We start from the raw sequence: 26551 nt of genomic DNA, 5'->3' as shown, positions 1-26551 counted from the left end.
TGCTTTCTTTATCTTGTAGATGTATATCCTCACTATTTGCAGTTGATAATTTTATTATTTCAAAATTATTATCTTTTATTGCAGAATGTAAAAGTGTACAATAACTTTTATTTTTAATAATAACATCCATATTTGCATATTCTTCAGCTTCTTTTTTTAAATTTTTAACTATTTTAGATGATGAATTTACAATTATCCATGATTTATCAATTGAAATAAGTTTTTTATCAACATAATTATTTAAATTTTTAATCATATAATTATATGCTTCATATGATTGTGAAAGTTTTTTATCATTAAAAACATTAACTATAAATTCAAATATATCATAAGCAATTTGTTCTTTTGCTTCATTTTCAATGATTTCTTTTAACTCTTTTTTTGTTTTTATTTTAAAAGAAAATTTTTTTCAATTAGCTAAACATAAAATATCATTTGATTTAGTTAATTCTTTATAACTTACAAATTTTGAACTGATTTCTTTTTCTGCATCTGTTCCATCACCAGTACCTTTGTATGTTCTTGTTAAATCCAAATTCATATCTGTTAAATCCAAAACAAAAAAATATCATAATTTAGTACTTGACTTATTTGCATAATTTTTTCCTAAATAATAAATTTTTACTTTTTTATTTTTAACATCAATACCAGTCTCTTCTAACATTTCATTAATTACTGTTTGATAAGGATCAAGGTTTTCAAGTCCACCCGTGATAGTACTGTACTCACTAATCTGCTTGTTTTTAAATAAGGGGTTATATTCTTTAGTTAATAAAAAATGATATTTATTATCTTTTAAAACATAAGGTAATATTGCAACTCCTTGATTATTGCATCAAGGTTCTTCAACTCCATACATAAAATCTACTTTAATAGGTTTAATAAAATCTTCATTCATAATAACTTTCTCCTTATTTTTTATTTTTAATATTTTTATCTGTTTTAATATTACTATTTTTTAAAAGTAAAAATAAAAAATTTCTATTTTAAAAATTAGGAAAGTGGTTATTTGAAATTTGTTTTTATTTGACAGTTTAACTTTCCAAAATAATTTAATTTTTTAATAAATATTTTTGGGAAATTTTCACTCGATATTGACAATTCTAACTTTTTTTATAATTTACCAATTTCTAAACTTCCCAGTGTACTAATAGCACGTACATAAATTAACATTGATTTTCATAATTCGTCAACTTTAATACATTCATTATATTGATGTTCAGTTGAGTTAGTATGATCAAATATCGCACCAAATGCTACACAATTTGGCATTGCTCTAGCATAAGTTCCACCACCAATTGCAATTGGTTTTGCTTTTTTATCACCAGTAACTTCTTGATAAATTTCCATTAATTTAATAACAATTGTTGATTCTTGTGGCATATATAATGGTTTATCATAATGTTGTTGTTTTATTGTTAAATTATAAGGTTTTAATATTTTTATTAATCTATTTAAAATTTCTTGTAAATCAGTTTTAACTGGAATACGGATATTACATCCTAATTTTGAACTTTTGCTATTAATTTCAACAATGCCAACATTAATAGTAAAACTTCCAGATTCATCATCTAAATCACCAAAATATTTTGTTAAAGCAGTATCTTCTTGTAAAATATCACCAACAAATTTAATTAGATTATGTTCAACTTTAAGTTCATTTAAAATTAATAAACTTCTTAATCCTGCATTAATTCCTTCATCTGGTCGTGACCCATGTGCTGGTTTACCATGAATGGTAATTTGTTGATTATTATTTTCAATTCGATATTTCTTATTTTTCCCAATTTTAACAAATGATTCAATATCAACACCATTAATATTACTAGTAGAACAAGTGACATTGTAAGCATCACCTGCATTAATAACAATGGATTTATGACCTGTACCAATAATATCTAAGTTAATAATTCCTTTTTCAGCATATACTAGCGGAAACATACCATCAGGAGTAAAACCAAAAGTTGGAGTACCTTCTTGCTTCATATATGTGTTAATTGAATCTCATGTTGTTTCTTCAGTTAAACCAAAGATAACTCTAATTCGACGATTTGGTTGATAGCCATGATCTTTTAAATATTTTAAACAGTATAGAATAATAATTGTTGGACCTTTATCATCTAATACACCTCGTCCATATAAAATATCATTAATAATTTCTGGCGAAAAAGGTGGAATTTTTCATTCTTCTAAATTACCTGGTGGTACAACATCAAGATGACCTAACATGGCAAATATTTCTTTACCATCACCATATTCTAAATATCCATACTTATTGTTTTTATCACGATAAGTTTTAAAACCTAATTCTTGTCCTAAATTAATAGCATAATCTAATACTTCCTTAACACCAGGCCCATAAGGTGCTGCTGTTGTGGGTGGTTGAGCATATGATTGAATTTTAACAATTTCTTTTATTTTTGTTAATGCTTGCGGAAAATATTTTTCTTTTAGCAATTTTTCATTGAATTCCATATTTATTCACTCCTTGATATATAAATTTAAATAGTAGTATTAGTTATAATATCAACTATTAAATCATTTAACAATAATCAGGAACTATTTGTGCAAGATAAATGATTATTTTTTATTTTTATTTGTTTATTTTTGATTAATTTACTAATCAGTGGCTGCTCTAGAATATTATCATTTTTGTTAAATTTTATTCCCTTTTTTAGTAATAAACCTTGTATTAATTTTTGGATTAAAATTTCATTTGTTGATAAAATACTATTTTTTTGATTGTTATTATTAATGTTATTGCTATTAGTAATTATTATTGCTTTATCTTCTGTTTTAATATATGAAACAGCATTTGGACCAATTCCATAATAGTTTTCTAATAAACAATATGCAATAATATATTTTGATTGATTATTAGTATTTTTACTATAACTATAGTATTCATAGTTATCATATTTGTGCTTTTTTAAGAAATTATTAATGTATCTTTTAATAGTAAGATTTTGTTTGTGATTATAACTATCATAGCTAATATGAGGTGTTTTTAATTGCATACATATTTGTAAATCATTATTAACATCAATTACTGTTTGATGAGGAAGATTATATTTTAAATCAATTGAGAAATTATTAATTTTTAAGTTAATAGCATCATTAATAATTTTTATACTTTGTTGACAATTAAATTTGTTATTTAATTGATTTTGAAAACTAATTATTTTTCAAATTAAACGATTAATTTGAAATTTGGAAAATAATTGTAGAGTTGTGAAATTGGTATTATTAATAGTACATTCAAAGTTGTATTCTTTGATAGTGGTTGTTAATGGTTTAAGTATTATTAATAGTTGTTCTAAAAAATTAATTGGTAAAACTGACTTATTTTTGTTAGCAAGATAAATTGTTTTTAACTTTAATTGGTATTTATTTATTATTTTTGTTAATTCTTTTTTAATGCTTTCTATAAAATAAGAATAGTTAGTATTTACTTCATGTTTAAAATTAGGTATTTCTATATATAAATGTTCAATGGTAGTTTGTGTATTCATAAATAAATGATACTATATTTATTTTAAATTACTATTATATTTATGTTCGTGCTTTTCAATGTTGTTCTTTTGCAATATTTTTATTTCCTTTTGAAGAAATTTTAGTTTTTCAAGAAGGGTAATTTTCACCTTTACTTTTTGCATTAACAATATTCATTGGATCTAGATTATATAATTCAGTTGTTCCTTGTTGACTAGTAGGACGATGTAGAACAATAGTTCAAGAGTAAGTTTCTAAGTTATCTGCTGCGCTATAATCAGTGGTAAATGAATCACGAAACATTCAAGCACCACCATAATCTTTACGATATAATTTATCACTAACACCATCAATTATTTCCGCTTTTTCTCAAACAGCTTCAATTTGTTCTAATGTTCAATGGTGAGTAGTAACTTTTTGCACTTTGATTGTTTCTTTTTTTGTGTTTGTGTTTGTTTTCTCTATTATTGGTTGTGTTTCTTCAACAGTTATTGTTGTTGCTTGTTCATTAAAATTAGATATTTCAGATTCAGAATAACTACTGTCTTTAACATCAAAACCACCTTGATTTTTTGGTTGGTAATTAGTTTCGCTATTAATATTACTTTCTGTTGTTGGTGATTTTGAATATATTGTTGTATCTTCTACACTTGTTTTTTCAATTGTTGGTTCTGAATATATTGTTGCATTTTCGATATTATCATTTATTTCTTCTTCATTTGTAATAGATTCGGATTTAAGATTAGTAAGAGTACCTGGTGTTGGTGAAACAGTTTCGGCATGATAAGCACCTTGCGTTGGTGTTTGTGATAGTTCATGATTAGTATAATGGACAGTTGCTGTTGAAGGGTTAGTGATTATTTTTTCTTGTGTTAGATCTTGCTTAAGAACAGTATTGTTAGTTTCTTGGTTTGCTACTTGTTGTTCTTCATTATTTTGAGGTACTGGTATTGGTACGACGTTAGGAAGCGTTATCGTATCATCAACTTCTTGTTTTGCTATTACTGTTTCTTGTTTTGCTTTTGGTTTAGCAATAGGCATTAATAGTGTATTTGATTTGTATTTAGAGGTAATATTAATAATTAATCAGAGACTGTGGATTAATAAAAGTATTGCAAATAGTTCAGCCAACATTCATGGTAAAAAAGCTATTAGAAAGTTACCAGTTGTATTTATTATTTCGCCGTCTTTTTTATTAGCTAAGAAAGTAAAAGTTTTAAATCTAAAAATAAAAAATACAATAAGAAAGATAACAAATATTGCTGAAAAAATAAAACTTATTAAACAAAAAAGTGCTGATACACTATTTTTAGTTTTTAAAAAAATAAAAGGTACGACTACTAATGCTAAAGATAAACCAGAGACTATGAAAACAATAATACTTATTATATTGAAACTAATTTGTAAATTAGAATTAGGTTGTTGTGGATTATTGAATCATTTAATATAGTTATCAATTGCATCTCGACCAATAGTTGCTCATAAAGCCCAACCTATCATTAAACTCGTAGTAATTAGAAGGCCATTAATAAGAATTGTTAATTTGCTATATAGACCAATACGATAAATTTTTGGTTCTTTCACTGAACTAGAATTTATTTCCTCTATCATAAAAATACCCCAATCTATTTTTAATATAGTTACTCTTTTTATAATTATATCAAATTAAAAATTAAGATAGTGTCGTGTAATTAATTGGACTGGAAAAATGAATAATATTAATATATTATTCTATTAATATTGGTTTTTTAAATAAAATGAAAGTCTTTTTATTAAGATGATAATATTTACTTACATTTTATAGTGTTAATAAAATTAGTAATAAGCATATTTATTGATAGACTAAAAAAATAAACTATAATTTTAATTACTAATTTAATAAAGTTAATTCCTAATATAGAAATTTATCTATATTAGGAATTTTTATTAAATTAAAGTTTTAGAGAAAAGGAAGATAAAAAGATATGTTAAATAAAACAGTAAAATAAATAAAAATAATAATTTTCGAATAACTATGTTATTTAAATAATGAATTTATTAATAGTTAAAATATTAGAACCTGTTTAGAATCTTTTTAATAAAACTGAAATAAAGGCAAGAACAACCATTTGTAAACTAGTATTTACTTTTCTTTCACAATTTTTTCATAATCTTCTGTATTTTTCTAATCAAGCAAAGCTTCGTTCTACAATTCATCTTTTTGGTAATACTACAAAAGTATGTAATTCATTACGTTTTATAACTTCAACATTTGCATTTATGATTGTTTTGATTTCAGAAGCAAATTTTTCACCAGTATAACCAGCATCTACTATTATTTTTTGAACTGCAGAAAGATTTTCTTTTTCATTTTCAATCATTATTATAGCACTAAACTTCTTGGTTTTGTTTTCTTTTTGCTATTTTCTAAAATTGATTTTATGTTCTCAAATTGTTCTTTGGTGACATGACTTGGATAATTTTTATACATATATACCTCTTATTTTAAAATATATAATCATTTTACATTATTTTTGAAAAGATTCTAAACAGGTTCTTAGGTATTAATGGAGAACTTGGTCATATAATAAAATTAAATAAGATTATTAATTTGAATGGAGAAAATTTATGAATAAAGAAAAAAGTCAAACAAAGATTAGTCATTTAGATAGATTAAAGTTAAAAACATCATCTAATAAAAAAGCGGCTGCGTTAAAAATACTTTGAGTAGTAGCAACACAAGTATTTCGTAAAGAATTAACAACAGAAATAACTATTTCAAAGCAATTATTAGGATTAGAAAAAGAATGGTTACAATCAGTAGTATTGAACTGTATTAATAAAGATCCTAAACAGGTTCTTAGTAAATACTTTATCTTTTATTCTATTTCATATTTTATAAAATAAAGTTTTTTCTAATTGACTATTACCGAAATTTGTTAAACATTTCTTTAGAAATGAAACAAAGAGTGAAACAGTAGTATTGCCAAGTACTTCTCATTTAATTAAAGTAGTAAATGCCTTTTTAAAATCTATATCCTCATTACTATTTACTTGAGTGCTAATAATGTTTAAACTAGCAATTATAATAATAGCTGATGATATTCATAGTGACCCCGAAACTAAATGTTTAATTTCTTGGTAAAATCCATTAGTTCAATTTTTAATAGTTTGTCTTCATGTGCTAGTATTATTTGATAATGGTAATAAAGGTGTGGTTTCAGTTATTAATGATAATGGCATTAGTATTCTCCTTAATTACTTAAAATATTTGTTTTTCTTTTTAATCTTTATAATAAATTCAAATAAAATCAATAATATTTTATTAGAAATATTACTTTTCTAATAAAATATTTTATACAATATTTACTTTTAATGTTACTTATAAGATTACTATTATCAATATTATAAGTTTTTGTATAAATTAAATAATTAATTATTACTTATTTATATAAGAATAAAAAATAAAATTTATTGAATATAATGTTAATTTTCAATAATTTCATTAATTTTTTTGACTTTAACTATTTTATTGTATATGATTCATTTAACTTTAAATCATTATTTGTCCTGCTAATTAAGATGGTCACACAAAACATGTGTGTATAAATATTTAGGAGGAAAATAATATATGATCAAAAATATGAGGAAATTATTATCATTAATGTCTATTTTAGGATTTTCAACAGTAACAGTAACAAATGTAGTTGCTTGTACTTCTGCTGATACTTCTATAAAACATGAAACAAAAAAGAATGGACTTACTTGATATCCACCAGATAATATGGAAAATATTATTAAAGATATTAATAATACAATTATTCCAAAAAATGGATGAGTAGCAGATGGTAATTATGAAATACCAATTTCCATGAAGGATTTGATTCAAAAAGAATATGATAAATATTTTACTGGCAAAGAAGGTACTTTAAAACCAATAAAGACTGTTGCTAAAGATGAAAATATAGTAGATTCTTTTCAAGACATTTATACTAATAGTTCTAATACCGAACAAATTTATCAAACTCAATCACAATCTAAAACTATTACTAATACTAATACTTTTTCTTGAAAAACATTAGAAAAAATTGGAGTTAAAGTTAAAGCTGAATTTAAAATTCCTTGAGTTGGTAAAAGTGATGTTGAAACTAGTGCTGAATTTGGTTCAGAGCAACAAGGAACTAAAACTACTACTGATAGTGAAACATTAACTAATCCAAGTCAATCATTTAAATTAAAATCACATTCAATAGGAACAGTTTTATATACTATTAAGCAAGGAACATATCATAATGAAGGAAAAATTAGTTATCCAGTAAATTTAACTGATACTATTAGTTCTTCATATTATTGATCACAAACCGGTCAATGAAGTAAAAGTGAATATACTATTAAAGATTTGATTAAACTTTTAGTTGATAATGGCTATAAAGAACAACTTAAAATTGGTTCTAACACTTATTCAATTATTTCAACAGATAATCCTGATAACCCAAAAACTGTTTTTTTAAATTTACCTATTTCTTGAGATTCACAGGGTGGAAAATTAAATGTAACATTTGATGAAAAATCTTTATAGTTTAATATGAATATAATCTTAGTTAATCATTAACTTTTTTTAATAAAATTGAAGTTTAAACTTCAATTTTTTTTTTTTTGTATTAATAAATAATTAATATTTTTATTTTGTTTAATGAATTTTTCTTCATATTCAGTTTTAATAAATGCTTCATCATTTTTTATTATATTATTATCTTGATGTAGATTAATTGTATATTCTAATAATGAACTTGTCAAGAAAAGTGGACAATAAAAGTAACCTTTTATTAAATTTTATAAAATAGCGTTTGTAAGTGTTAAATTTATAGGTATGAAGTAATTATTTGTTGGTTTGGAATGAGCTAATCGATATTCGATTGGACTCATTCCTTTTAATTTTATTTGAGGTCGATAATTATTATAAAAGTAAATATATTTAGGTAAGTTGTCTTGTATTCATTCAATAGTTCTATTTTTCTTGGAATTTGATATAGAAATTCTGTTTTCATTGTTCCAAATCAAGTTTCAGTAGCACCATTATCACAGGAATTACCTCTTCTAGACATTGAAATTTTTATTTTAATTCATCACATAAAATTTTATAAGAAGGATTTGTATAGTGAAATCCTTGATCTGATTGTAAAATTCATGAAGTAGGTTTTGAGCATTAACTCAAAGCTGGATAATGTTTTGGACAACAAATGTCATGTCTAAACTTGCACTTATTTTATAATCTAATATTTCATTATTATGAAAATCTTTAACAATTGATAAATAATATGTTTTACCATTAGTTAATAAATAAGTTATATCAGTACCTAATTTTGATTTAAATTAGTAGTTGAAAAATCACGTTTTAATAAATTATCATATCTTAAACTTCCTGATTTAGTTCTATAATCAAATTTTTTATGCGAACCTTAGCTTTTAAACTCATATTTTTCATATATCTATATACAATATGAAATTTTAATTTTAAATTATAAATTTTGTTAATTCATAAAGTTATCATTTTATAACCATAAATTTCTTGAAATTCATAAAAAATATTTTTAATTATATTAGCTAAAAATGTATCTCATTTATTAAATTCATTCATTCCATTCTTAATTCACTTATAATATCCTGATTTTGAAACATTTAATAATCAACATAAATAACTAATCTGATATTTTTTTTCAATGAGAAAATCACAAAATATTTCTTCTTTTTTGTCGATTTTTCTAAATACTTTTTTATATCGTTCATTGCCTCAATATATTCAATTAATTCTTGTTTTGTCATTTCATTAAAATTTAAAGATTTGGGTCGACCTGTTCTTTTGGTTTTTTTAGCACGAATTCCATTGCCATATTCTAAACCTTTTTCACCTAATAATTTATATGCTTTAATTCATTCTTTTATTGATGATCGACCAATACCATACTCTAATGCGGTTTTATCAATTGTTTTAATTTTACTTATTTTTATTATTTTTAACTTTTCTTCTTTTGATAGTCATTTAGCCATAAAAAAATGAACACCTTCCTTAAAGTATTTTTAACACAAAGGTTACAATTCTGTGTCTACTTTATTCTAGATGTTCATAAATTTCATTTATTTTTTTGAAATTCCAAAAGTGAATAATTAAATAAGTTATTATTATCTGTTTTAAAGTAAAGTTGTCCATTTTTTATTAAAATTTTTTTGTATATTTCTAAAAATTTTTGGTATGTTAATCTTCTTTTAAAATGTCTTTTTTTAGGTCATGGATCAGAAAAATTTAAATAAATTTTATTAATTTCATTATTGGCAAAAAGTTTTTTTAAATTTATGGCATCTTCTATAATTATTTTTAAATTACATAATTTATTTTCAATTCATTTTTTTAATAGTATAGTTACAATAGAAATGTTTTTTTCAATAGCAATATAATTTTGATTTGAATTTTGTTTAGCAAGATTTATAATGAAATTTCCTTTGCCACTTCCAATTTCAATATTGATTGGATTTTTATTTTGAAATATTTTTTTCTTTCATTTCCCTTTGTAATTATAGGGATCATTAATACATAAATTATTATGTGTTAAAATAAATTCTTTTGCTCATGGTTTATTTCTTACTCTCATTGTAATTCCTTTTCTAATTTAATCAACATAGTTGTTATAAAAGTGTAACTTACTAATTTTAGAATTATATCAAAATTGAAGTTTAAATATCTTTTGCTAAAAGAATTTCATTATTATATTTATATCATGTAATATTTTTATTTAAATAAATTTTGTGAAATATTATAATTATATAATTATATATTACCTTTTACTTTTTTAAAGTAAGAAAATAATAAAAAAATAACGGTATTTTATTATTTTTTTAATAAAAATCTTTATTTTTTACAACTAAATTAATAGTTAAAAGATTATGAACAAAAAACCCATTATTTTTTTTGTTTTTTTTGTATTTTGCTATTCCCTTTTACCATTACACTATGTTATACTTACAAGGCGTGATTGTTATGTATAAATGCTGATACACTGATATCAGTTGTCATTATATCACATGTTTTGTTCTTTATTTTATTAAAAATCGTTCTAAGGAGGATATAGCCAATGGCAATCATAGGAGACAAAGTAAAAATTCGTTTAGAAAGTTATGATCACTCAGCTATTGACCAAATAGCACAGAAAATTAAAGATGTGTTAAAAAAAGAAGGTGCTGAAGTGGTAGGTCCAATTCCATTACCAACTCATAAAGAAATTTTCACTATTCTTCGTTCACCGCATAAACATAAAGATTCACGTGAACAATTTGAAAAGAGAACTCACAAAAGAATTATTGGTGCTCAATTATCACCAAAATCTTTAAATGCTCTAAGTGGACTTACTATCCCTAATAGTGTTAGTATCTCTTTGATAATCGAATCTAAAGATGAAAAAAAATCAACTTTAAATCAAGTATCAAAAAAGATTAATAAAAAAAATTATTAAAATCGATAAATATTAATTATTTACAACATATTCCAAGGAGGAAATTATGAAAGGAATCTTAGGTAAGAAACTAGGAATGTCACAAGTTTTCTTAAACAACGGACAACTAGTTCCAGTAACAATTATCGAAGTACAACCAAATGTAGTAAGTCAAGTTAAAACAAATGTAAAAGACAAATATAGTAGTTTACAACTTGCAACGTTCGATCTTCGCGTTACTTTATCAAACAAACCAACAATCGGACACTTTAAAAAAGCCGACAGTCAACCTAAGCGCTTCGTGAAAGAAATTCGTAACATGAACGGATTTAATCATAAAGATCTTATTAATGTTGCTGACGTATTCACAGCAGGTGAATTCGTTGATGTCCAAGGAACTTCTAAAGGTAAAGGATTTACAGGACGTATTAAACGTCATAATCAATCACGTGGTCCAATGGGTCATGGATCAGGTTTACATCGTCAAATGGGTTCAACAGGTTCTATTAATGCTAACCGTGTGTTTAAATCACAACCAATGCCAGGGCAAATGGGAAATGTTAAACGTAGTGTTGCTAACTTAGAAGTTATTAAAGTAGATAAAGAAAATAATTATCTTTTAGTAAAAGGTTCAGTTCCAGGACCAAAACAAGGCTTTCTTGTTATTAAACAAGCAATTAAAAAACCAATTCTCAAAACCCCAGTATCATTAGTTGTTAGAAATCAAAATACTACAACCGAAGTTACTGATGGTCAATAAAGTTAATTATGGAGGATAGCAAAATGAAAATTAATGTTGTTAACAACGCTGGAACAAAAGTTAGCGAATTAACTTTAAACGAAAAAATTTGAGGAATTGAACCGCACAAGCAAGCGCAGTTTGATAGTTTATTAAGTTATAATGCTACAAAACGTCAAGGAACACACGCTGTTAAAAGTCGTGCTGAAGTTGCTGGCGGTGGTAGAAAACCATGAAAACAAAAAGGAACAGGGAATGCGCGTCAAGGCTCAATTCGTTCACCACAATGAAAAGGTGGGGGGATTGTTTTTGGACCAAATACTGATCGTAATTATTTAATTGGATTACCAAAAAAAGTAAGAAGATTGGCAATAAAATCAGCATTGGCTGCCAAATTCCAAAATAAAAACATAGTTGTAATTGATGAATTAAACTTTGAAAAACCTTCAACTAAAATTATGTTAGAAACTTTAAAAGTTTTAGAATTAGCAAACAATAAAACACTAATTGTTTCAGGAATAAGCAATAAAGAAACAGTTATTAAATCAGGTCGTAATTTACCTAGAACAACAACAATCACTGCTAATAGTATTAATATTTACGATTTATTAAATGCTAAAAAAGTATTGTTTACTACTGAGGCAATTAAAATCGTTGAGGAGGCTTTAATTTAATATGCATTTAAGTGAAGTTATAGTAAAACCAGTATTAACTGAGAAAACTTATAAACAAATGGCTGAAGGTATCTATACATTTACTGTTAACCGTAAAGCTAATAAAAGTCACGTTAAAAAAGCCTTTGAACAGATTTTTGAAGTTAAAGTAGCAGACGTTAATATTATTAATAGTAAACCAAAAACTAAAACTGTTGGTAGATTTGTTGGAAAAACATCGGCAGTAAAAAAAGCTCTTATTAAATTAGCTCCTGGTGAACAATTAAGTTTGTTTAGTTCTGAAGAACAAAGCTAATGAGATTGGAAGGAGAAAAAAACAATGGCAATTAGAAAAATTAATCCCACTACTGCAGGAAGACGTAATATGACCGTTCTGGATTACAAACAGAACTTAACTATTGGTAATAGCCCTGAAAAATCTTTATTAGTAAATTTAGTTAAACAAGCTGGTAGAAATAATCAAGGTAAAATTACAGTAAGACATCAAGGTAATGGTCATAAGGTTAAATACCGTATTATTGATTTTAAACGTAACAAAGACAATGTAGTTGGAACAGTTAAAACAATTGAATACGATCCAAATCGTAATGCTAACATTTGTCTTATTTCTTATCTTGATGGTGAAAAGCGTTATATCTTAGCACCAAAAGGAATCAAAGTAGGAGATAAGTTATTAAGTGGTGAAAACAGTGATACTGTTAAAATTGATATTACTGTTGGTAACTGTTTACCATTATCACAGATTCCACAAGGAACAGTTGTTCATAATGTTGAATTAAAACCAGGTAAAGGTGGACAAATGGCACGAAGTGCTGGTGGTAGTGTTCAAATTCTTGGTCGTGATGAAACAGCTAAGTATACATTATTAAAATTAACATCAGGTGAAGTTAGAAAAGTATTAAGTAATTGTCGAGCTACAATTGGTACAGTTGGAAATGATGATCATAACTTAGTAAACATTGGTAAAGCGGGAAGAAATCGTTGAAAAGGAATTAGACCTACTGTTCGTGGTAGTGTTATGAATCCAAATGATCACCCACATGGTGGAGGAGAAGGTAAAGCTCCAATCGGAAGAAAAGCTCCAGTAACACCATGAGGTAAAAAAGCATTAGGTTTAAAAACTCGTGATAGTAAAAAAGCATCAAATAAATTAATTGTACGAAGAAGAAATGCAACAAAGTAGGAGGAAAGTAATATATGTCAAGATCTTTAAAAAAAGGACCCTTTGCTGATAGTCATTTATTAAACAAAGTGGAAACTCAAAATAAAAATAAATCAAAAAAAATTATTCAAACTTGATCTCGTCGTTCAACAATTTTCCCACAATTTGTTGGACATACATTCGGTGTACATAATGGCAAAACACATTTACCTGTATATGTAACAGAAGATATGGTTGGTCATAAATTAGGAGAATTCGCACCCACACGTAAATTTGGTGGTCACGGTTCTGACAAGAAAAAGCGTTAGGAGATAGAAATTATGGAAGCAAAAGCTCATTTAGATAAATTACGCATTAGTCCAAGAAAAGTGCGTTTAGTAGCGGATTTAGTTCGTGATAATGCTGTTGCCAAAGCTCTAGTAATTCTAGCTCATGAAAAAAAACGCGCAGCACAGCCAATTATAAAATTAATTAATTCAGCAGTTGCTAATGCTGCTAATAACTATGGAATGGAAGCCAACAAATTACGTATTAAGGAAATATTTGTAAATGAAGGTCCAACTATGAAAAGATTTATGCCCCGTGCTCATGGTAGAGCATATCAAATCTTAAAAAGAACAAGCAAAATCACTATCGTGGTTAGCGATAATTAGGAGGTAAATAAGTAATATGGGTCACAAAGTTAGTCCAAATGGATTAAGATATGGTATCAATAAAGATTGACAATCACGTTGATATGCAACTAGTAACGAAGATTTAGCAAAATGAATTTTAGAAGACCACAAAATTAGAAAAGCACTATTTGCACATTTAAAAACTTCTGGTGTTTCTAAAATTGAAATTGAAAGAACTAAATCACAAATTACCTTATTTATCCACTGTGTTCGTGTTGGTTCAGTTTTAGGGCAAGGCGGTTCAAACATTGAAGTATTAACAACACTAGTTCGTAAAACAATTAAAAATCGTAAAATAGGTATTAGAATTAATGTTGTTGAAATTAAAAATCCTGATATTGATGCGCAAACAATTGCTAATACATTAGCACAACAAATAAGCAATCGTATGTCACATCGTACAACACAAAAATTAGCAATTCGTAAAGCACTTCGTGCTGGAGCAAAGGGAATTAAAACTCGTGTTTCAGGAAGACTTGGTGAAGCGGATATGGCACGTGTTGAAGGTTATTCAGAAAGTAGTGTTCCTTTAGCAACATTACGTAGTAATATTGATTATGCTACTGCTGAAGCAAAAACAACTTTTGGTCAAATTGGTATTAAAGTTTGAGTATATAAAGGTGAAATTTTATCAGGAACTGACTCAACTCAACCTGAAATTATTTCAAAATATAATCAAAGAAATAATAACAATCGCCGAAATAATTACTCACAACAACCACGTAAGGAGGTAAAGTAAGATGGCTATACCTAAGAGATATAAACACTCTTGCGTCCACCGTTTAAGTTATGAAGGAACTGCAAAAGGTTGTAAAACAGTTGCTTTTGGAACTTACGGACTTCGTGCTGAAGAAGGTTCTTACATTACTGAAAGACAAATTGAAGCAGCCAGAGTAGCAATGACACGTTACATGAAACGTGGTGGAAAAGTTTGAATTAGAATCTTTCCACATTTACCAATTACTAGAAAACCAGCGGAAGTACGTATGGGTTCAGGAAAAGGTTCAATTGATCATTGAGTTTCAGTAGTAAAAGCAAAAACAGTTATGTTTGAAGTATCATATCCTAATGAAGCAACAGCACGTGAAGCATTGCGTCTTGCAATGCACAAGTTGCCAATCAAATGTAAAATTGTTACTAGAGAAATAAAACCAACAGAAGAAGTAAAGGTTGCTAAAAATTTAACAACAGAATTGGGTGAAGCAAATGGAAATGCAAATAATTAAAAATAAATCAACTTTAGAATTACAACAACATGAAGAAACTCTTCGTGCGCAATTGTTTGCTTTACGAATTCAAAGTTCGTTAGGTAAACTAGAAACTCCGCATATGATAAATAATCTTCGTAAGGATATTGCTCGTATTAAAACTGAATTAACTATCAGAATTAATAATGGTGAAAAAATCAAACCATTACATATTAATAAAATGGTATTACCAGAAGAAAATAAAGAAAGCAAAAAAACTAAAAAAGTTGCTAAAGTTGATGATAAAAAAGATATTAAAGTTAAAACAATAACTAAATCAGAAGTTATTAAAGAATCAGATAAAATTGCTAAAAAAGAAGTTACTGAAAAAACAACTAAAGCAAAATCATCAAACAAAGAAGTTAAAAAAGTTACTACTACTAAAGTAGAAAAACCATCTAAAAAACCTACAGTTAAGAAAACTGTGACACCAGCTAAGGAGGACAAAGAATAATGACAAATATTATTCCAAACAAACAACGTAAAACTTTTGTTGGAATTGTAAGTTCTGACAAAAATGATAAAACAATTACTGTTGTTGTTGAAACTTCAAAACGACATCCAATGTACCATAAAAGTTTTAAGTCAACTAAAAAGTATCATGCCCATGATGAAACTAACCAAGCTAAAATTGGTGACAAGGTTGAAATCATTTCAACTCGTCCACTTTCAGCTCTAAAACGCTTCCGTTTGTTAAAGATTATTGAATCTAAAACAAATAAAAAAGCTTAATTAACCAGGAGGATAAGAAAGATGTTACAAAATCTATCGTGAGCCAATGTGGCTGACAACACTGGTATTAAAGAAGTTATGGTTATTAGAGTTTTGGGTGGTAGTACTAAAAAATTTGCTAAAATTGGTGATATTGTTGTTTGTTCAGCAAAATCAGTAACACCTAATAGTGCAATGAAAAAAGGACAAGTTGTTAAAGCAGTTGTCGTACGTAGTAAATTTGGTGTAAAACGTAATGATGGTTCTTGTGTAAAATTTGATGATAATGCAGTAGTAATTATTAAAGAAGATAAAACGCCACGTGGTACTAGAGTATTTGGTGTCTTGGCTCGTGAAGTTAAAGAGCGTGGTTATAATAAAATTGCTTCTTTAGCAGAAGAAATTGTTTAGGAGGATGAAATAAATGGCAAGCAAAAAGAAACCAGTTATTAGTCTTGATACTAAATTAAAAAGAGGCGACCAAATTAAAATCATTGCAGGAAAGCATAAAGGTCATACCGGACCAATTATCCAAGTACTTCGTGAAAAAAATCGTGTTATTATTGAAGGTATTACTGCTAAGAAAAATAAAAAACCTACCCAAAATGATCAAGAAGGTGGAATTGTGGAAGTAAAAACTAGTGTTCACATTTCTAATGTAATGATCCTTGATGGTAAAAAAGATAAAAAAGTAACAAAAATTGGGTACAAAATTGATAAAGATGGCAAAAAAATTCGTATTGCACGAAGATCTGAAACAGAATTACGATAATAAAGGAGTAACAGCATAAAAATGAATCGTTTACAAGAAAAATATAATAAAACTATTATTCCCCAATTGCAAAAAGAATTAAATTTTACATCAATAATGCAAGTACCCAAAATTGAAAAAGTTGTTATTAATATTGGCGTTGGAGATGCAAGTAGTAATTCAAAAGCCATTGATAAATCAGTATCTGAATTATCAAAAATTACTGGTCAAAAACCAATTATCACTAAAGCAAAAAAATCAATTGCCGGCTTTAAATTAAGAGCAGGAATGCCAATTGGTTGTAAAGTTACATTACGTGGCGAAAAAATGTATGATTTCCTTGATAAATTTATCTCAATTTCTTTACCAAGAATTCGTGATTTTCAAGGCTTATCAGCTAAAGCATTTGATCAAAATGGTAATTACACTGTTGGTATTAAAGAACAAATTATTTTCCCTGAAATTAATTATGAAGAAGTAGATAAAGTTCGTGGTATGGAAATCTCAATTATTACCACAACATCAAATAATGCAACAGCATTATTGTTATTAAAAAAAATAGGATTACCGTTTAAAAAACAAGGAAAGCAGGTGGCATAAGATGGCAAAAACTTCATTAAAAGTAAGACAAGCCCGTAAATCAAAGTTTAGTACGCAAGCATATACACGCTGTCAAAAGTGTGGCCGTCCTCATGCGGTTATTCGTAAATTTATGTTATGCCGTATTTGTTTTCGCGGTTTAGTATACCAAGGACAAATTCCTGGTATTAGAAAAGCATCATGATAGGAGGTATATAATTATGATGACAGATCCAATAAGTAATATTTTAACAGTTATTCGTAATGCTATTAGCGCTGCGGATAGCAGTAAACATCGAGTAGTTAGTGTACCTTCTTCAAAACAACTAGTTAAGATAGCTGATATCTTGCAAAAAAATGGTTATATTGAAAAATATCGTGTTACTAAAGAAAATCCTAGCAAACCTAAATTAGAACTTTTATTAGTTCATACTGGTAAAAGTCCAATTCTTGGTTTAAAAAGAATATCTAAACCAGGATTAAGAATGTATGCAAAATGTGAAGACTTACCAAGTGTGTTAAATGGTTATGGAATTGCAATCATTTCTACATCAAAAGGTATTATGACAAATAAACAAGCAAAAAAACTTGGTCTTGGTGGCGAAGTTCTTGCTTATGTATGATAAGGAGGAAACTATATGTCACGTATTGGTAACCGTATCCTTACCATTCCAGTAAATACTTCAATAACGCTAGATGCAAGTAACTTGTTAACTGTTACAGGAGCAAAAGGTTCTTTAAAAAAACTATTACCAAATGTTATTAAAATTAACGTTGATGAAGAGAAAAAAACAATTACTACAACAAGACCTGATGATAACAAAAAAAATAAACAACTTCACGGAACAACTAATTCATTAATTAATGGAATGTTAGTTGGTGTATCAACAGGTTTCATGAAAGAATTAGAAATAAATGGTGTTGGATATCGTGCTGCTGTTCAAGCTAATATCTTAAATTTAACATTAGGATATTCTCATCCTATTAAGTTTGAAATTCCGCAAGGAATTACCATTGTTGCTCCCAAACCAACAGTATTACAAATTAGTGGTATTGATAAACAATTAATTGGAGAAGTTGCAGCCAAAATTCGTAAATTCCGTAAACCAGAACCATATAAAGGTAAAGGAATTAAATATAAAAATGAACACATTCGTCGTAAGGAAGGAAAAGCTGCTGGTAAAGGTAAATAATCTTATACTGGCACTTAAGGAGAATAGAAAATGATTAATAAACAACAAGCTCGTAAAGTTCGTCATTATCGTATTCGTAGTAAAATTATGGGTACTAGTGAAAGACCACGCTTAAATATCTTTAAATCTAATAATAGTTTTTATGCTCAAATTATTGACGATACTGCTTCAAATACAATTATTGGTGTATCAACATTAACATTTAAAGATTTAGCATCAAAAAGCAATATAGATGCTGCTACTAAACTTGGAGAAACAATTGCTAATTTAGCTATTAAGAAAAAAATTAAAAAAGTGGTTTTTGATCGTGGTGGATATTTATATCATGGTAAAGTGAAAGCATTCGCAGAAGCGGCGCGTAGTGCTGGATTAAAATTCTAAAAAAGGAGAATTAAAAGTATGAGTTTAGAAAATAAAAAAACAATTATTGATGATAAAGAAAATACTGAAGTTCAAAAATCAGTAGCAAAACCTTCTGTTAAAGCAGAAGTAAAAAATCCTGCTGGTAATGAAAATAAAATTAGACATACTAATTCATCACAACCAAGAAATAGCCACGATAAAAAAGAAAATAAAGTTCGTGAACCACGTAAAAATTTTGAACGTAAACCAAAAACTCCAAGTGAATTTATTGAAAAAGTGATTTGAATCAGAAAAATTAACAAAGTAACAACTGGGGGAAGAAGATTGCGTTTCTCTGCTGCTGTTGCTATTGGTAATGGTAAAGGAGTAGTTGGTTTTGGTATATCTAAAGCCAATGAAGTTCCTGATGCAATTAAAAAGGCAATTGAAGCTGCTCACAAAAATTTAATAACAATTACGATAACTAAAAACAATAATTCTATTGTTCATGAAGTTAAAGGTAAATATTGTGGAAGTGAAATTTTATTAAAACCAGCTAAAGAAGGAATCGGAATTAAAGCTGGTGGATCTGCTCGTGATATTTTAGAATTAGCTGGTATTCATAATATTTATTCAAAAGCATTTAGATCTAGAAATAAAATTAATTTAGCTAGAGCAACAATTGCAGGTCTTGGCAATGTTAAACCAGCAGAATATTTTATAAAAAATAAAAATCTTACTACTAAGCGTAGTAATGGTTAGAGGTGGATTATGGAAACAACATTACATAACTTAAAACCAACACCAGGTTCTCGTAAAGACATTAAACGTTTAGGTAGAGGAACTTCATCTGGAAAAGGTAAAACGGCTGGTAAAGGGACAAAAGGACAAAATGCCCGTACCGGTGGTGGAACAAGACCCGGATTTGAAGGAGGACAAACACCACTGTACCGTCGTATTTCAAAACGAGGGTTTACTAACTTTACTACAACCAATTATAGTATTATTAACTTAGAACAAATTGATTTAATTAAAGAGCATGAAATAACACCTGAACTTTTATTTCAATTAAAATTGATTAGAAGTAAAAAAGATGGTATTAAAGTTCTTGGTAAAGGTAAATTAACAACACCAAAAACAATTAAAGCTCATAAATTTTCAAAATCAGCAATTACTGCTATTGAACAAGCCGGAGGAAAAGCGCAGGTGATCTAAGTGTTCACAACAACCCGTGAATTAATAAAAAAGTATAAAGAAGTTATAATTAGAATTTTATTTACCATTTTTATTTTATTTATCTTTCGTGTTGGAGCATTTATTACAGTTCCAGGAGTAACTTTGAATGAAGATTTAAGTAGCAGTAATAGTAGTGGTATTGAATTCTTTAATTTAATTTCAATGTTAGGTGGTGGTGCTATTAGCAGATTTTCTGTTTTTGCACTTGGAGTCTCACCTTACATTACTGCATCAATTATTGTGCAGTTATTATCAACTGATGTTGTTCCTACTTTAACAAGATGGGCTAAATCAGGCGAAAAAGGTAAGAAAAAATTAGAGTTAATGAATCGAGTATTAACTGTCCCGTTTGCTATTATGCAAGGTTTTGCCACAATCTTTGGTTTACAATCTCAACATATTATTAGTGTCGATTGAAGTTCGGGATCGGGAGCAGCTGGACCAGAAGTTTTCTATTATGTATTGATTCCAGCTATTTTACTAGCAGGGACAATGTTATCATTATGAATGGCTGATCAGATTACTAATCGTGGTATTGGTAATGGAATTTCACTAATTATTTTTGTTGGAATTGCTGCTAATTTACCATTTAACTTAGCTTCAACTTTTAAGTATTGAGTAGGACCAGATACTAATAACGGTGTTATTTTTCAAGGGGCTTTAAAATTTGCTCTTTATTTTGCAGCCTTCCTACTGATTATTCTTGTTGTTGTATTCTTTAGTGAATCAGAGCGACACTTACCAATTCAACAAACTGGTAGTGGTTTAACTTTAAAGGGTGATAAAAGTTCTTATTTACCTTTAAAAGTTAACTCAGCCGGAGTAATTCCTGTTATTTTTTCTTCGGCACTAATTACTGCTCCAATGACAGTGGCACAAATTGTTGATCAAAATAGTGGTTTTGCTAATTTTGCTAGAAATTATTTATCTTTACAGTCGTGGCCGGGAATTAGTATTTTTGCTATAATGACAATTATGTTTACTTTCTTATATGCACAAGTGCAAATTAATCCCGAACAAATGGCTAAGAATTTTCAAAAATCAGGAACTTATATTCCTGGCGTTCAGCCAGGAAAGGAAACAGAAATTTATATTAAAAGAATGTTAAATCGTTTAAGTACGATTGGTTCCTTTTTCTTAACTGCTGTTGCAGTAACTCCATTTTTGATTTCTAAATTTACTAATCTACCTTCTTCATTAGCAGTTGGTGGAACTGGATTAATAATTATGGTTGGAGTAGCATTAGATACAACAAAACAAATTAAGGGACGAATTACTCAACATTCATTCTTAAATTATAAGGACAACAAAGATGTTAAAGAACACTTATGGTCTTAGGGGGTAACGATGAATTTAATTATTTTAGGTCCACCAGGATCAGGGAAAGGGACACAGTCACAGTTTCTGAAAGAACAATATAATTTAATGCATTTATCAACTGGTGATTTGTTTCGTGATGAAATCACAAAACAATCACCAGTAGGTAAAAAAGCTCAAACTTATGTTAATAAGGGTCAATATGTTCCTGATGAGATTACAAATGAGATTATTAGTAATACTTTAAAAAATATTAAACATAATTTTATTCTTGATGGTTATCCAAGAACAATCTCACAAGTAGCATCATTAGATAAAGTATTAACAAGTTTGAATGAAACGCTTTCAATGGTATTGTATCTAGATATTAATGAAGAAACAGTTATTAAACGTTTGTCTTCAAGAGTTACTTGTCCTCAATGTAAAGCAATTTATAATCTTAATTTCCTACCACCAAAGATTACTGGTATTTGTGATAATGATGGGGTAAAATTAATTAAGCGAATTGATGATAGTGATGAAAAGACAATTATCAATCGTTTAAAAACTTACAAAGTAGCAACGGCACCATTGGTAGATTCTTATCAAGAACGTGGACTGTTAAGAACAGTGGATGCCAACCAAGATAATAGTGATATTAAAGAACAAATTAAATCATATTTATCATCATTAAAAGGAAATAAAAATAATGGTTAGCATTAAAAGTCAAAGTGAAATTCAAAATATCAAAGCCGCTAGTCAAGTTGTAGCACTTATTCATAAAGAGTTAGCAAAGATAATAAAAGTTGGAATAACTGGTAAAATGCTTGATAAAGTGGCAGCACAAATTATTAAAGAAAATAATGCTGTACCTTCTTTTTTAAATTATCATGGGTTTCCTGCCACAATTTGTGTTTCAGTTAATGAACAATTAATTCATGGCATTCCTAATGATAAACCTTTTAAAATGAATGATATTGTGAAAATTGATGCTGGTGCTGCTGTTAATGGTTATCATGCAGATGCTGCCTTTACAATGTGTGTTGGTGGGAAACCAACACCAGAACAAGCAAAACTTATTAATGTGACTAAAGAATCATTAAATAAAGCAATAGCAATTATTGCACCAGGAGTTAGAATTGGTGATATTAGTAACGCCATTCAAACTTATGTAGAAAGCGAAGGCTTTTATTTACCAACATCGTATACTGGGCATGGTATTGGTAAAAAACTCCACGAAGACCCAGCTATTCCTAATGTTGGTAAGCCCAACACTGGAATAAAATTGCAGTCAGGAATGACAATTTGTATTGAACCAATGGTTCAAACAACAACTGATAAAATTCTGGTTTTAAGTGATAAGTGAACAGTAGTTGCTGCTGATAAACAGCAAACTGCTCACTTTGAACACACTATCCTAGTAACTAATGATGGATGTGAAGTACTAACAATACTTAATGAAAATCAAAAAAATAATGAGGAATGTAATTAATGGCTAAACCAAAACAAGTAGTTAAACCCAAAGTTCAAAAAGTAAAAAAAACTAATGATAGTACTATTGAATGTGAAGGTATAGTAATAGAAGTCTTACCTAATGCTAGATTTAAAGTAAAGTTGAATGAATATGACTTTACTCCTATTGTAAGACCATCGGGTCGTATGCAAACACATAAAATTAAAATTATCAAAGGTGATCATGTAAAAGTTGAATTATCAACTTATAATTTAACTGAAGGACGAATTACTTTTCGTAACAGAATGGCTACTACACATTTACCGATAAATAAAGATGATGAAAACAAAGAAAACTAATAGTTTAACAGGAGGAAAATGATGAAAGTACAAGCATCAGTTAAAAAAATTTGTGACAAATGTCAACCAATCAAACGTAAAAAACGTAATGTAATCATTTGTGAAAATCCTAAACATAAGCAACGTCAAGGATAGAAATATTAAGGAGGAAAAATAAATATGACATCAAATACTAACAATGCAAGTCGAAGAATTGCGCAAGTAAATATTCCTGGAAATCAACATACAGTAATTGGTTTAACAAGAATTTATGGCATTGGTCGCAGCAAATCTTCAGAAATATTAAAAGAACTAAAAATTGAAGAAACTAAAAAAATTAATGAATTAACAGAAAAAGAATTAAGTTCAATTAGTCAATTAATTGAAAAGAAATATAAAACTGAAGGTGAATTAAGACGTGAAGTGTCTTTAAACATTAAGAGATTAATGGAAATTGGATGTTATCGTGGTATTCGTCATCGTAAAGGATTACCAGCCAGAGGACAATCAACAAAAACTAATGCAAGAACTTGCAAGGGACCACGTAAAACGGTTGCTAACAAGAAAAAAGCAAGTTAATTAGGAGGAAAAAAATAATGAATATAAAAACAACAGTAAAGAAAAAAATTAAAGTTAATCCTAATTTTATTAAAGCAAAAGCATTTATTAAAGCAAGTTTTAATAATACTATTGTTACTATTACTGATCTTAATGGTAATGTTATTGCTTGATCAAGTGCTGGAGCAGTAGGTTTCAAAGGAACTCGTAAATCAACTCCTCACTCAGCACAGTTAGCAGCTGAAGCTGCAGGTAAAACTGCTATGGAACACGGAGTTAAAATTTTAAGTGTTTTTGTTAATGGAACAGGACCAGGAAGAGAACCATCAATTCGTAGTTTACAAGCAGTAGGTTTTGAAATCAAAGATTTAAATGATGTGACACCAATCCCTCATAATGGTTGTCGTCCACCAAAAAAACCAAGAAAATAAAGTAGGTGAAAATAAAACATGGAACAACAATTTTTAAAACCAAAATTTAGTTTAAACAGTGAAAATAGTGCTATTAATTACAGTGAATTTATTGTGAGTCAATTAGAACGTGGTTATGGAACAACTTTAGCTAATGCCTTAAGAAGAACATTGTTATCTTCAGTACCAGGTATTTCTGTATATGCAATTAGAATAAGTGGTGTATCTCATGAATTTACTGCAGTTAAAGGTGTAATTGAAAATGTTTCTGAAATAATTTTAAATGTTAAGGACTTAGTTTTAGCTTTTGATGGTGATATTCAAAAGGACGAAAAAATTGCTAATTTAAAAATTAGTATTACTGGTAAACAAGATATTACTGCCGGAGATATTATTTGTCCAACTGATGTTAGAGTAGTTAATCCAGAATTAATTATTGCTCGAACAACTTCAAGAAATGTTCTTTTTGAAATGGAATTAATGGTAAAGAAATCTCGTGGTTATTCTTCATTTGAGGAAAATAAAAAAGAAATTGCTAATAGTTCAGGCATTATTGCTATTGATTCAAACTTTTCACCTGTTGAAAAAGTTGATTATAAAATTGAACCTGTAACTAAAACATTAAAGGGTATTGAATATGAAAAATTAATTCTTGGTGTACAAACTAATGGTTCAGTTAAAGCAGCATCAGCTATTGCAATGGCAGCTAAAATTTTAATGAGTCATATTGAGTTTTTTGTTAATTTAGATGATAATGTTAAAAACTTTGAAGTTATTTCAATTACTAATGAGCAAGAAAATAATGATTTAAACAAAGGCTTAGAAGAGTTGAATTTAACTGTTCGTTCATACAATTGTTTAAAACGTGATGGTTATAAAACTTTGGGTGATATTGTAACTAAAAGTTTAGATGAAATTAAACAAATTAAACATTTAGGTTCAAAATCAATTAAAGAAATTGAAGATTGTGTATCAAAACATAATTTAGAGTTTTCTATTAAAAACTAAGAAGGAGGATAAGAAAAAATGTCATATATTAACGATATCGGAAGAAATAGTGCTAAAGTAGATGCTGAAATCCGTAATTTAGCAAGTGAATTAATTGTTCATGGAAAATTAGTTTTGTTAGAAAAAAGAGCAAAAAGATTACAAACATTTATTGAACCTTTAGTAACGTTAGCTAAACGTGGTGATTTGCATTCAAGAAGAATGGCAATTGCTAAATTGCGTAAAATTACAACTAAAGAGCATCCAAAGGATGGTGTTATTCCAACATTATTTGGCAATATTGCTGAAAGATATAAAGACCGTAAAGGTGGATATACAAAGTTAATTAAAGTAGATAATAGAACTGGTGATAATGCACCAATGGTACTAATTACTTTTGTTTAATTAAAAATATTAAAGCAAGAAAATTTTTGGAAAGAGTAAAGCATTTTTATGTTTTCTCTTTTTTATATGTTGACAATTTTAAATAAAATTGTATTTTTTAATACAATTATTGATAAATATTTTTTATGGTATTTTTATTATAGTTACAGTAAATATTAGTGCGCTTTGAGTTGAAAGAGAATTTGGATTTCAAAATAACTTAATTAAATCACATGCTGATAAAGATATTAAAGAATTTATTTTAAATTCAAATGCTGATAAAAATTTTGATAAACAATCACTTTTTGTTAAATTAGGTATGTTTTGAAAATTAGATCAGGCCTTTGTTAATCAAAAATAGTATTCTTTAAAAGAATAAAAATAGAAATTGCTATTAATAGTAAATTCTATTTTTATGACATAGTAATTTTGATTTTTTTGGTTTTATTTTTTATATAGTAAAATTTAGTTTTTTATATATTTTTTAAAATTATATAAAGTTAGAAAACCTTTATGATATTATTAATTCATAATTTAATAAATGTTTAGTACTAATATGGATATTTTATCTATATTAGTTTCTTTTATGTTTATTAAATTTTACTTTTGATTTGAATAAAAAGGAGAAAATGAAAGATGATATCTATAGAAAATATTAATAATTTAGATATAGAGATATTTATTAAAAATGTAAAAAGATTATTTCAAGAAAAAATTAATACTTATCAACTTATTGATAAATCTTTTAAAGAACTAGAAAATTTTAAAATTATAGAAGAGATAAAATTAAAATTACAAGATAATCTTGAAATAATAAAAGAAAGATTAATTAACTATGAATATGAAAAAGATGGAGATAGTT

40 protein-coding genes and 2 pseudogenes are annotated in these 26551 nt (G+C 27.3%); 33 read left to right on the top strand and 9 right to left on the bottom strand.

What is annotated here, in order from left to right:
- The 5 genes and pseudogenes from M0D11_RS01225 to M0D11_RS01205 all read right to left on the bottom strand — a co-directional run.
- Window positions 1-898 (bottom strand): NUDIX hydrolase (locus tag M0D11_RS01225; protein ID WP_252319273.1); only part of this gene is annotated, 898 nt, incomplete at its 3' end.
- Between the two features lie 215 nt (window positions 899-1113).
- Window positions 1114-2475, bottom strand: coding sequence for a Sapep family Mn(2+)-dependent dipeptidase (locus M0D11_RS01220; RefSeq protein ID WP_252319272.1), 1362 nt, complete (start codon window positions 2473-2475; stop codon window positions 1114-1116).
- A 26-nt stretch (window positions 2476-2501) separates the two neighbouring features.
- Window positions 2502-3512 carry a hypothetical protein gene (locus M0D11_RS01215; RefSeq protein WP_252319271.1) on the bottom strand — a complete coding sequence of 337 codons (1011 nt, stop codon included), beginning with the start codon at window positions 3510-3512 and terminating at the stop codon, window positions 2502-2504.
- 40 nt (window positions 3513-3552) lie between these two features.
- Window positions 3553-5103, bottom strand: a complete 1551-nt coding sequence (locus tag M0D11_RS01210) for a hypothetical protein (RefSeq protein ID WP_252319270.1) — start codon at window positions 5101-5103, stop codon at window positions 3553-3555.
- Between the two features lie 452 nt (window positions 5104-5555).
- Window positions 5556-5819: pseudogene (locus tag M0D11_RS01205) on the bottom strand (transposase); the annotation flags it as partial.
- A 280-nt stretch (window positions 5820-6099) separates the two neighbouring features.
- On the opposite strand from M0D11_RS01205, the gene M0D11_RS01200 reads away from it, so the two are divergent.
- Both M0D11_RS01200 and M0D11_RS01195 read left to right on the top strand, forming a co-directional pair.
- On the top strand, window positions 6100-6378 hold the full coding sequence (locus tag M0D11_RS01200; RefSeq protein WP_252319267.1) for a hypothetical protein: 279 nt from the start codon (window positions 6100-6102) through the stop codon (window positions 6376-6378).
- Window positions 6379-7102: 724 nt separating this feature from the next.
- Window positions 7103-8050, top strand: coding sequence for an ETX/MTX2 family pore-forming toxin (locus M0D11_RS01195; protein WP_252319264.1), 948 nt, complete (start codon window positions 7103-7105; stop codon window positions 8048-8050).
- 29 nt (window positions 8051-8079) lie between these two features.
- Here M0D11_RS01195 and M0D11_RS01190 read toward each other — a convergent pair whose 3' ends face one another.
- The 4 genes from M0D11_RS01190 to trmB all read right to left on the bottom strand — a co-directional run bounded on the left by M0D11_RS01190 (window position 8080) and on the right by trmB (window position 10118).
- The gene (locus M0D11_RS01190; protein WP_252319262.1) at window positions 8080-8268 is read right to left on the bottom strand and encodes a hypothetical protein; all 189 of its coding nucleotides are present in this window, start codon (window positions 8266-8268) and stop codon (window positions 8080-8082) included.
- Window positions 8269-8304: 36 nt separating this feature from the next.
- Window positions 8305-8532: an IS3 family transposase gene (locus M0D11_RS07110; protein WP_252319260.1), complete on the bottom strand. Its 228-nt coding sequence runs from the start codon at window positions 8530-8532 to the stop codon at window positions 8305-8307.
- Window positions 8533-9150: 618 nt separating this feature from the next.
- Window positions 9151-9519 carry a hypothetical protein gene (locus M0D11_RS01180; RefSeq protein WP_252319258.1) on the bottom strand — a complete coding sequence of 123 codons (369 nt, stop codon included), beginning with the start codon at window positions 9517-9519 and terminating at the stop codon, window positions 9151-9153.
- 56 nt (window positions 9520-9575) lie between these two features.
- Complete coding sequence (gene trmB / locus M0D11_RS01175; protein ID WP_252319257.1) at window positions 9576-10118, bottom strand: tRNA (guanosine(46)-N7)-methyltransferase TrmB; 543 nt, start codon at window positions 10116-10118, stop codon at window positions 9576-9578.
- A 486-nt stretch (window positions 10119-10604) separates the two neighbouring features.
- On the opposite strand from trmB, the pseudogene rpsJ reads away from it, so the two are divergent.
- The 31 genes and pseudogenes from rpsJ to M0D11_RS01020 all read left to right on the top strand — a co-directional run.
- Window positions 10605-10907: pseudogene (rpsJ, locus tag M0D11_RS01170) on the top strand (30S ribosomal protein S10); the annotation flags it as partial.
- Between the two features lie 115 nt (window positions 10908-11022).
- Window positions 11023-11715 (top strand): 50S ribosomal protein L3, encoded by a 693-nt coding sequence (gene rplC, locus M0D11_RS01165; protein WP_252319256.1) that lies wholly within the window; start codon window positions 11023-11025, stop codon window positions 11713-11715.
- Between the two features lie 23 nt (window positions 11716-11738).
- The gene (rplD, locus tag M0D11_RS01160; protein ID WP_252319252.1) at window positions 11739-12368 is read left to right on the top strand and encodes a 50S ribosomal protein L4; all 630 of its coding nucleotides are present in this window, start codon (window positions 11739-11741) and stop codon (window positions 12366-12368) included.
- A gap of 1 nt (window position 12369) precedes the next feature.
- The gene (gene rplW, locus M0D11_RS01155) at window positions 12370-12663 is read left to right on the top strand and encodes a 50S ribosomal protein L23 (protein ID WP_252319250.1); all 294 of its coding nucleotides are present in this window, start codon (window positions 12370-12372) and stop codon (window positions 12661-12663) included.
- Between the two features lie 24 nt (window positions 12664-12687).
- Complete coding sequence (gene rplB / locus M0D11_RS01150; RefSeq protein ID WP_252319248.1) at window positions 12688-13551, top strand: 50S ribosomal protein L2; 864 nt, start codon at window positions 12688-12690, stop codon at window positions 13549-13551.
- Window positions 13552-13565: 14 nt separating this feature from the next.
- Entirely contained in the window at window positions 13566-13838 is a 273-nt protein-coding gene (rpsS, locus tag M0D11_RS01145; protein WP_174480930.1) for a 30S ribosomal protein S19, read from the top strand.
- 12 nt (window positions 13839-13850) lie between these two features.
- Window positions 13851-14183: a 50S ribosomal protein L22 gene (rplV, locus tag M0D11_RS01140; protein ID WP_174480929.1), complete on the top strand. Its 333-nt coding sequence runs from the start codon at window positions 13851-13853 to the stop codon at window positions 14181-14183.
- Between the two features lie 16 nt (window positions 14184-14199).
- Window positions 14200-14943 (top strand): 30S ribosomal protein S3, encoded by a 744-nt coding sequence (gene rpsC / locus M0D11_RS01135; RefSeq protein ID WP_252319246.1) that lies wholly within the window; start codon window positions 14200-14202, stop codon window positions 14941-14943.
- 1 nt (window position 14944) lies between these two features.
- The gene (rplP, locus tag M0D11_RS01130; RefSeq protein WP_252319245.1) at window positions 14945-15430 is read left to right on the top strand and encodes a 50S ribosomal protein L16; all 486 of its coding nucleotides are present in this window, start codon (window positions 14945-14947) and stop codon (window positions 15428-15430) included.
- A complete protein-coding gene (gene rpmC / locus M0D11_RS01125) occupies window positions 15411-15905 on the top strand; it encodes a 50S ribosomal protein L29 (RefSeq protein WP_252319244.1) in 495 nt (164 codons plus the stop codon). Before rplP ends, rpmC begins: the two co-directional genes overlap by 20 nt.
- Window positions 15905-16183, top strand: a complete 279-nt coding sequence (rpsQ, locus tag M0D11_RS01120; RefSeq protein ID WP_252319243.1) for a 30S ribosomal protein S17 — start codon at window positions 15905-15907, stop codon at window positions 16181-16183. The genes rpmC and rpsQ overlap by 1 nt, the downstream gene beginning before the upstream one ends.
- A gap of 21 nt (window positions 16184-16204) precedes the next feature.
- A complete protein-coding gene (gene rplN / locus M0D11_RS01115; RefSeq protein ID WP_174480924.1) occupies window positions 16205-16573 on the top strand; it encodes a 50S ribosomal protein L14 in 369 nt (122 codons plus the stop codon).
- Between the two features lie 13 nt (window positions 16574-16586).
- A complete protein-coding gene (gene rplX / locus M0D11_RS01110; RefSeq protein ID WP_252319242.1) occupies window positions 16587-16934 on the top strand; it encodes a 50S ribosomal protein L24 in 348 nt (115 codons plus the stop codon).
- Window positions 16935-16955: 21 nt separating this feature from the next.
- Entirely contained in the window at window positions 16956-17513 is a 558-nt protein-coding gene (gene rplE / locus M0D11_RS01105; RefSeq protein ID WP_252319241.1) for a 50S ribosomal protein L5, read from the top strand.
- 1 nt (window position 17514) lies between these two features.
- Complete coding sequence (locus tag M0D11_RS01100; protein WP_174480921.1) at window positions 17515-17700, top strand: type Z 30S ribosomal protein S14; 186 nt, start codon at window positions 17515-17517, stop codon at window positions 17698-17700.
- A 13-nt stretch (window positions 17701-17713) separates the two neighbouring features.
- Complete coding sequence (gene rpsH, locus M0D11_RS01095; RefSeq protein WP_174480920.1) at window positions 17714-18118, top strand: 30S ribosomal protein S8; 405 nt, start codon at window positions 17714-17716, stop codon at window positions 18116-18118.
- Window positions 18119-18130: 12 nt separating this feature from the next.
- Window positions 18131-18685, top strand: coding sequence for a 50S ribosomal protein L6 (gene rplF / locus M0D11_RS01090; RefSeq protein WP_252319239.1), 555 nt, complete (start codon window positions 18131-18133; stop codon window positions 18683-18685).
- Between the two features lie 30 nt (window positions 18686-18715).
- Entirely contained in the window at window positions 18716-19066 is a 351-nt protein-coding gene (gene rplR / locus M0D11_RS01085; protein ID WP_252319237.1) for a 50S ribosomal protein L18, read from the top strand.
- An 18-nt stretch (window positions 19067-19084) separates the two neighbouring features.
- Entirely contained in the window at window positions 19085-19789 is a 705-nt protein-coding gene (rpsE, locus tag M0D11_RS01080; protein ID WP_368862529.1) for a 30S ribosomal protein S5, read from the top strand.
- A gap of 9 nt (window positions 19790-19798) precedes the next feature.
- The gene (rplO, locus tag M0D11_RS01075) at window positions 19799-20242 is read left to right on the top strand and encodes a 50S ribosomal protein L15 (RefSeq protein ID WP_174480916.1); all 444 of its coding nucleotides are present in this window, start codon (window positions 19799-19801) and stop codon (window positions 20240-20242) included.
- Window positions 20243-21601 (top strand): preprotein translocase subunit SecY, encoded by a 1359-nt coding sequence (gene secY / locus M0D11_RS01070; protein WP_252319235.1) that lies wholly within the window; start codon window positions 20243-20245, stop codon window positions 21599-21601.
- A gap of 9 nt (window positions 21602-21610) precedes the next feature.
- Complete coding sequence (locus tag M0D11_RS01065) at window positions 21611-22276, top strand: adenylate kinase (RefSeq protein ID WP_252319233.1); 666 nt, start codon at window positions 21611-21613, stop codon at window positions 22274-22276.
- Entirely contained in the window at window positions 22269-23051 is a 783-nt protein-coding gene (map, locus tag M0D11_RS01060; RefSeq protein WP_252319231.1) for a type I methionyl aminopeptidase, read from the top strand. The genes M0D11_RS01065 and map overlap by 8 nt, the downstream gene beginning before the upstream one ends.
- Window positions 23051-23371: a translation initiation factor IF-1 gene (infA, locus tag M0D11_RS07340; RefSeq protein WP_348774424.1), complete on the top strand. Its 321-nt coding sequence runs from the start codon at window positions 23051-23053 to the stop codon at window positions 23369-23371. The genes map and infA overlap by 1 nt, the downstream gene beginning before the upstream one ends.
- 21 nt (window positions 23372-23392) lie before the next feature.
- On the top strand, window positions 23393-23506 hold the full coding sequence (rpmJ, locus tag M0D11_RS01050; protein WP_174480911.1) for a 50S ribosomal protein L36: 114 nt from the start codon (window positions 23393-23395) through the stop codon (window positions 23504-23506).
- A gap of 24 nt (window positions 23507-23530) precedes the next feature.
- Complete coding sequence (rpsM, locus tag M0D11_RS01045) at window positions 23531-23929, top strand: 30S ribosomal protein S13 (RefSeq protein WP_174480910.1); 399 nt, start codon at window positions 23531-23533, stop codon at window positions 23927-23929.
- A 17-nt stretch (window positions 23930-23946) separates the two neighbouring features.
- Window positions 23947-24339 (top strand): 30S ribosomal protein S11, encoded by a 393-nt coding sequence (rpsK, locus tag M0D11_RS01040; RefSeq protein ID WP_252319229.1) that lies wholly within the window; start codon window positions 23947-23949, stop codon window positions 24337-24339.
- A gap of 18 nt (window positions 24340-24357) precedes the next feature.
- Window positions 24358-25326, top strand: coding sequence for a DNA-directed RNA polymerase subunit alpha (locus tag M0D11_RS01035; RefSeq protein ID WP_252319226.1), 969 nt, complete (start codon window positions 24358-24360; stop codon window positions 25324-25326).
- Between the two features lie 18 nt (window positions 25327-25344).
- Complete coding sequence (gene rplQ, locus M0D11_RS01030) at window positions 25345-25710, top strand: 50S ribosomal protein L17 (RefSeq protein WP_252319218.1); 366 nt, start codon at window positions 25345-25347, stop codon at window positions 25708-25710.
- Window positions 25711-25819: 109 nt separating this feature from the next.
- Window positions 25820-26050 (top strand): hypothetical protein, encoded by a 231-nt coding sequence (locus M0D11_RS01025; RefSeq protein WP_252319216.1) that lies wholly within the window; start codon window positions 25820-25822, stop codon window positions 26048-26050.
- A 275-nt stretch (window positions 26051-26325) separates the two neighbouring features.
- The coding region (locus M0D11_RS01020; protein ID WP_252319214.1) for a hypothetical protein at window positions 26326-26551 on the top strand (226 nt) is incomplete at its 3' end.

It is taken from the genome of Spiroplasma endosymbiont of Lariophagus distinguendus, from assembly GCF_023846195.1.
Classification (GTDB): domain Bacteria; phylum Bacillota_I; class Bacilli_A; order Mycoplasmatales; family VBWQ01; genus Spiroplasma_E.
Note: the sequence above shows the minus strand (reverse complement) of the source record. Positions and strands in the feature narration are given on the sequence as shown.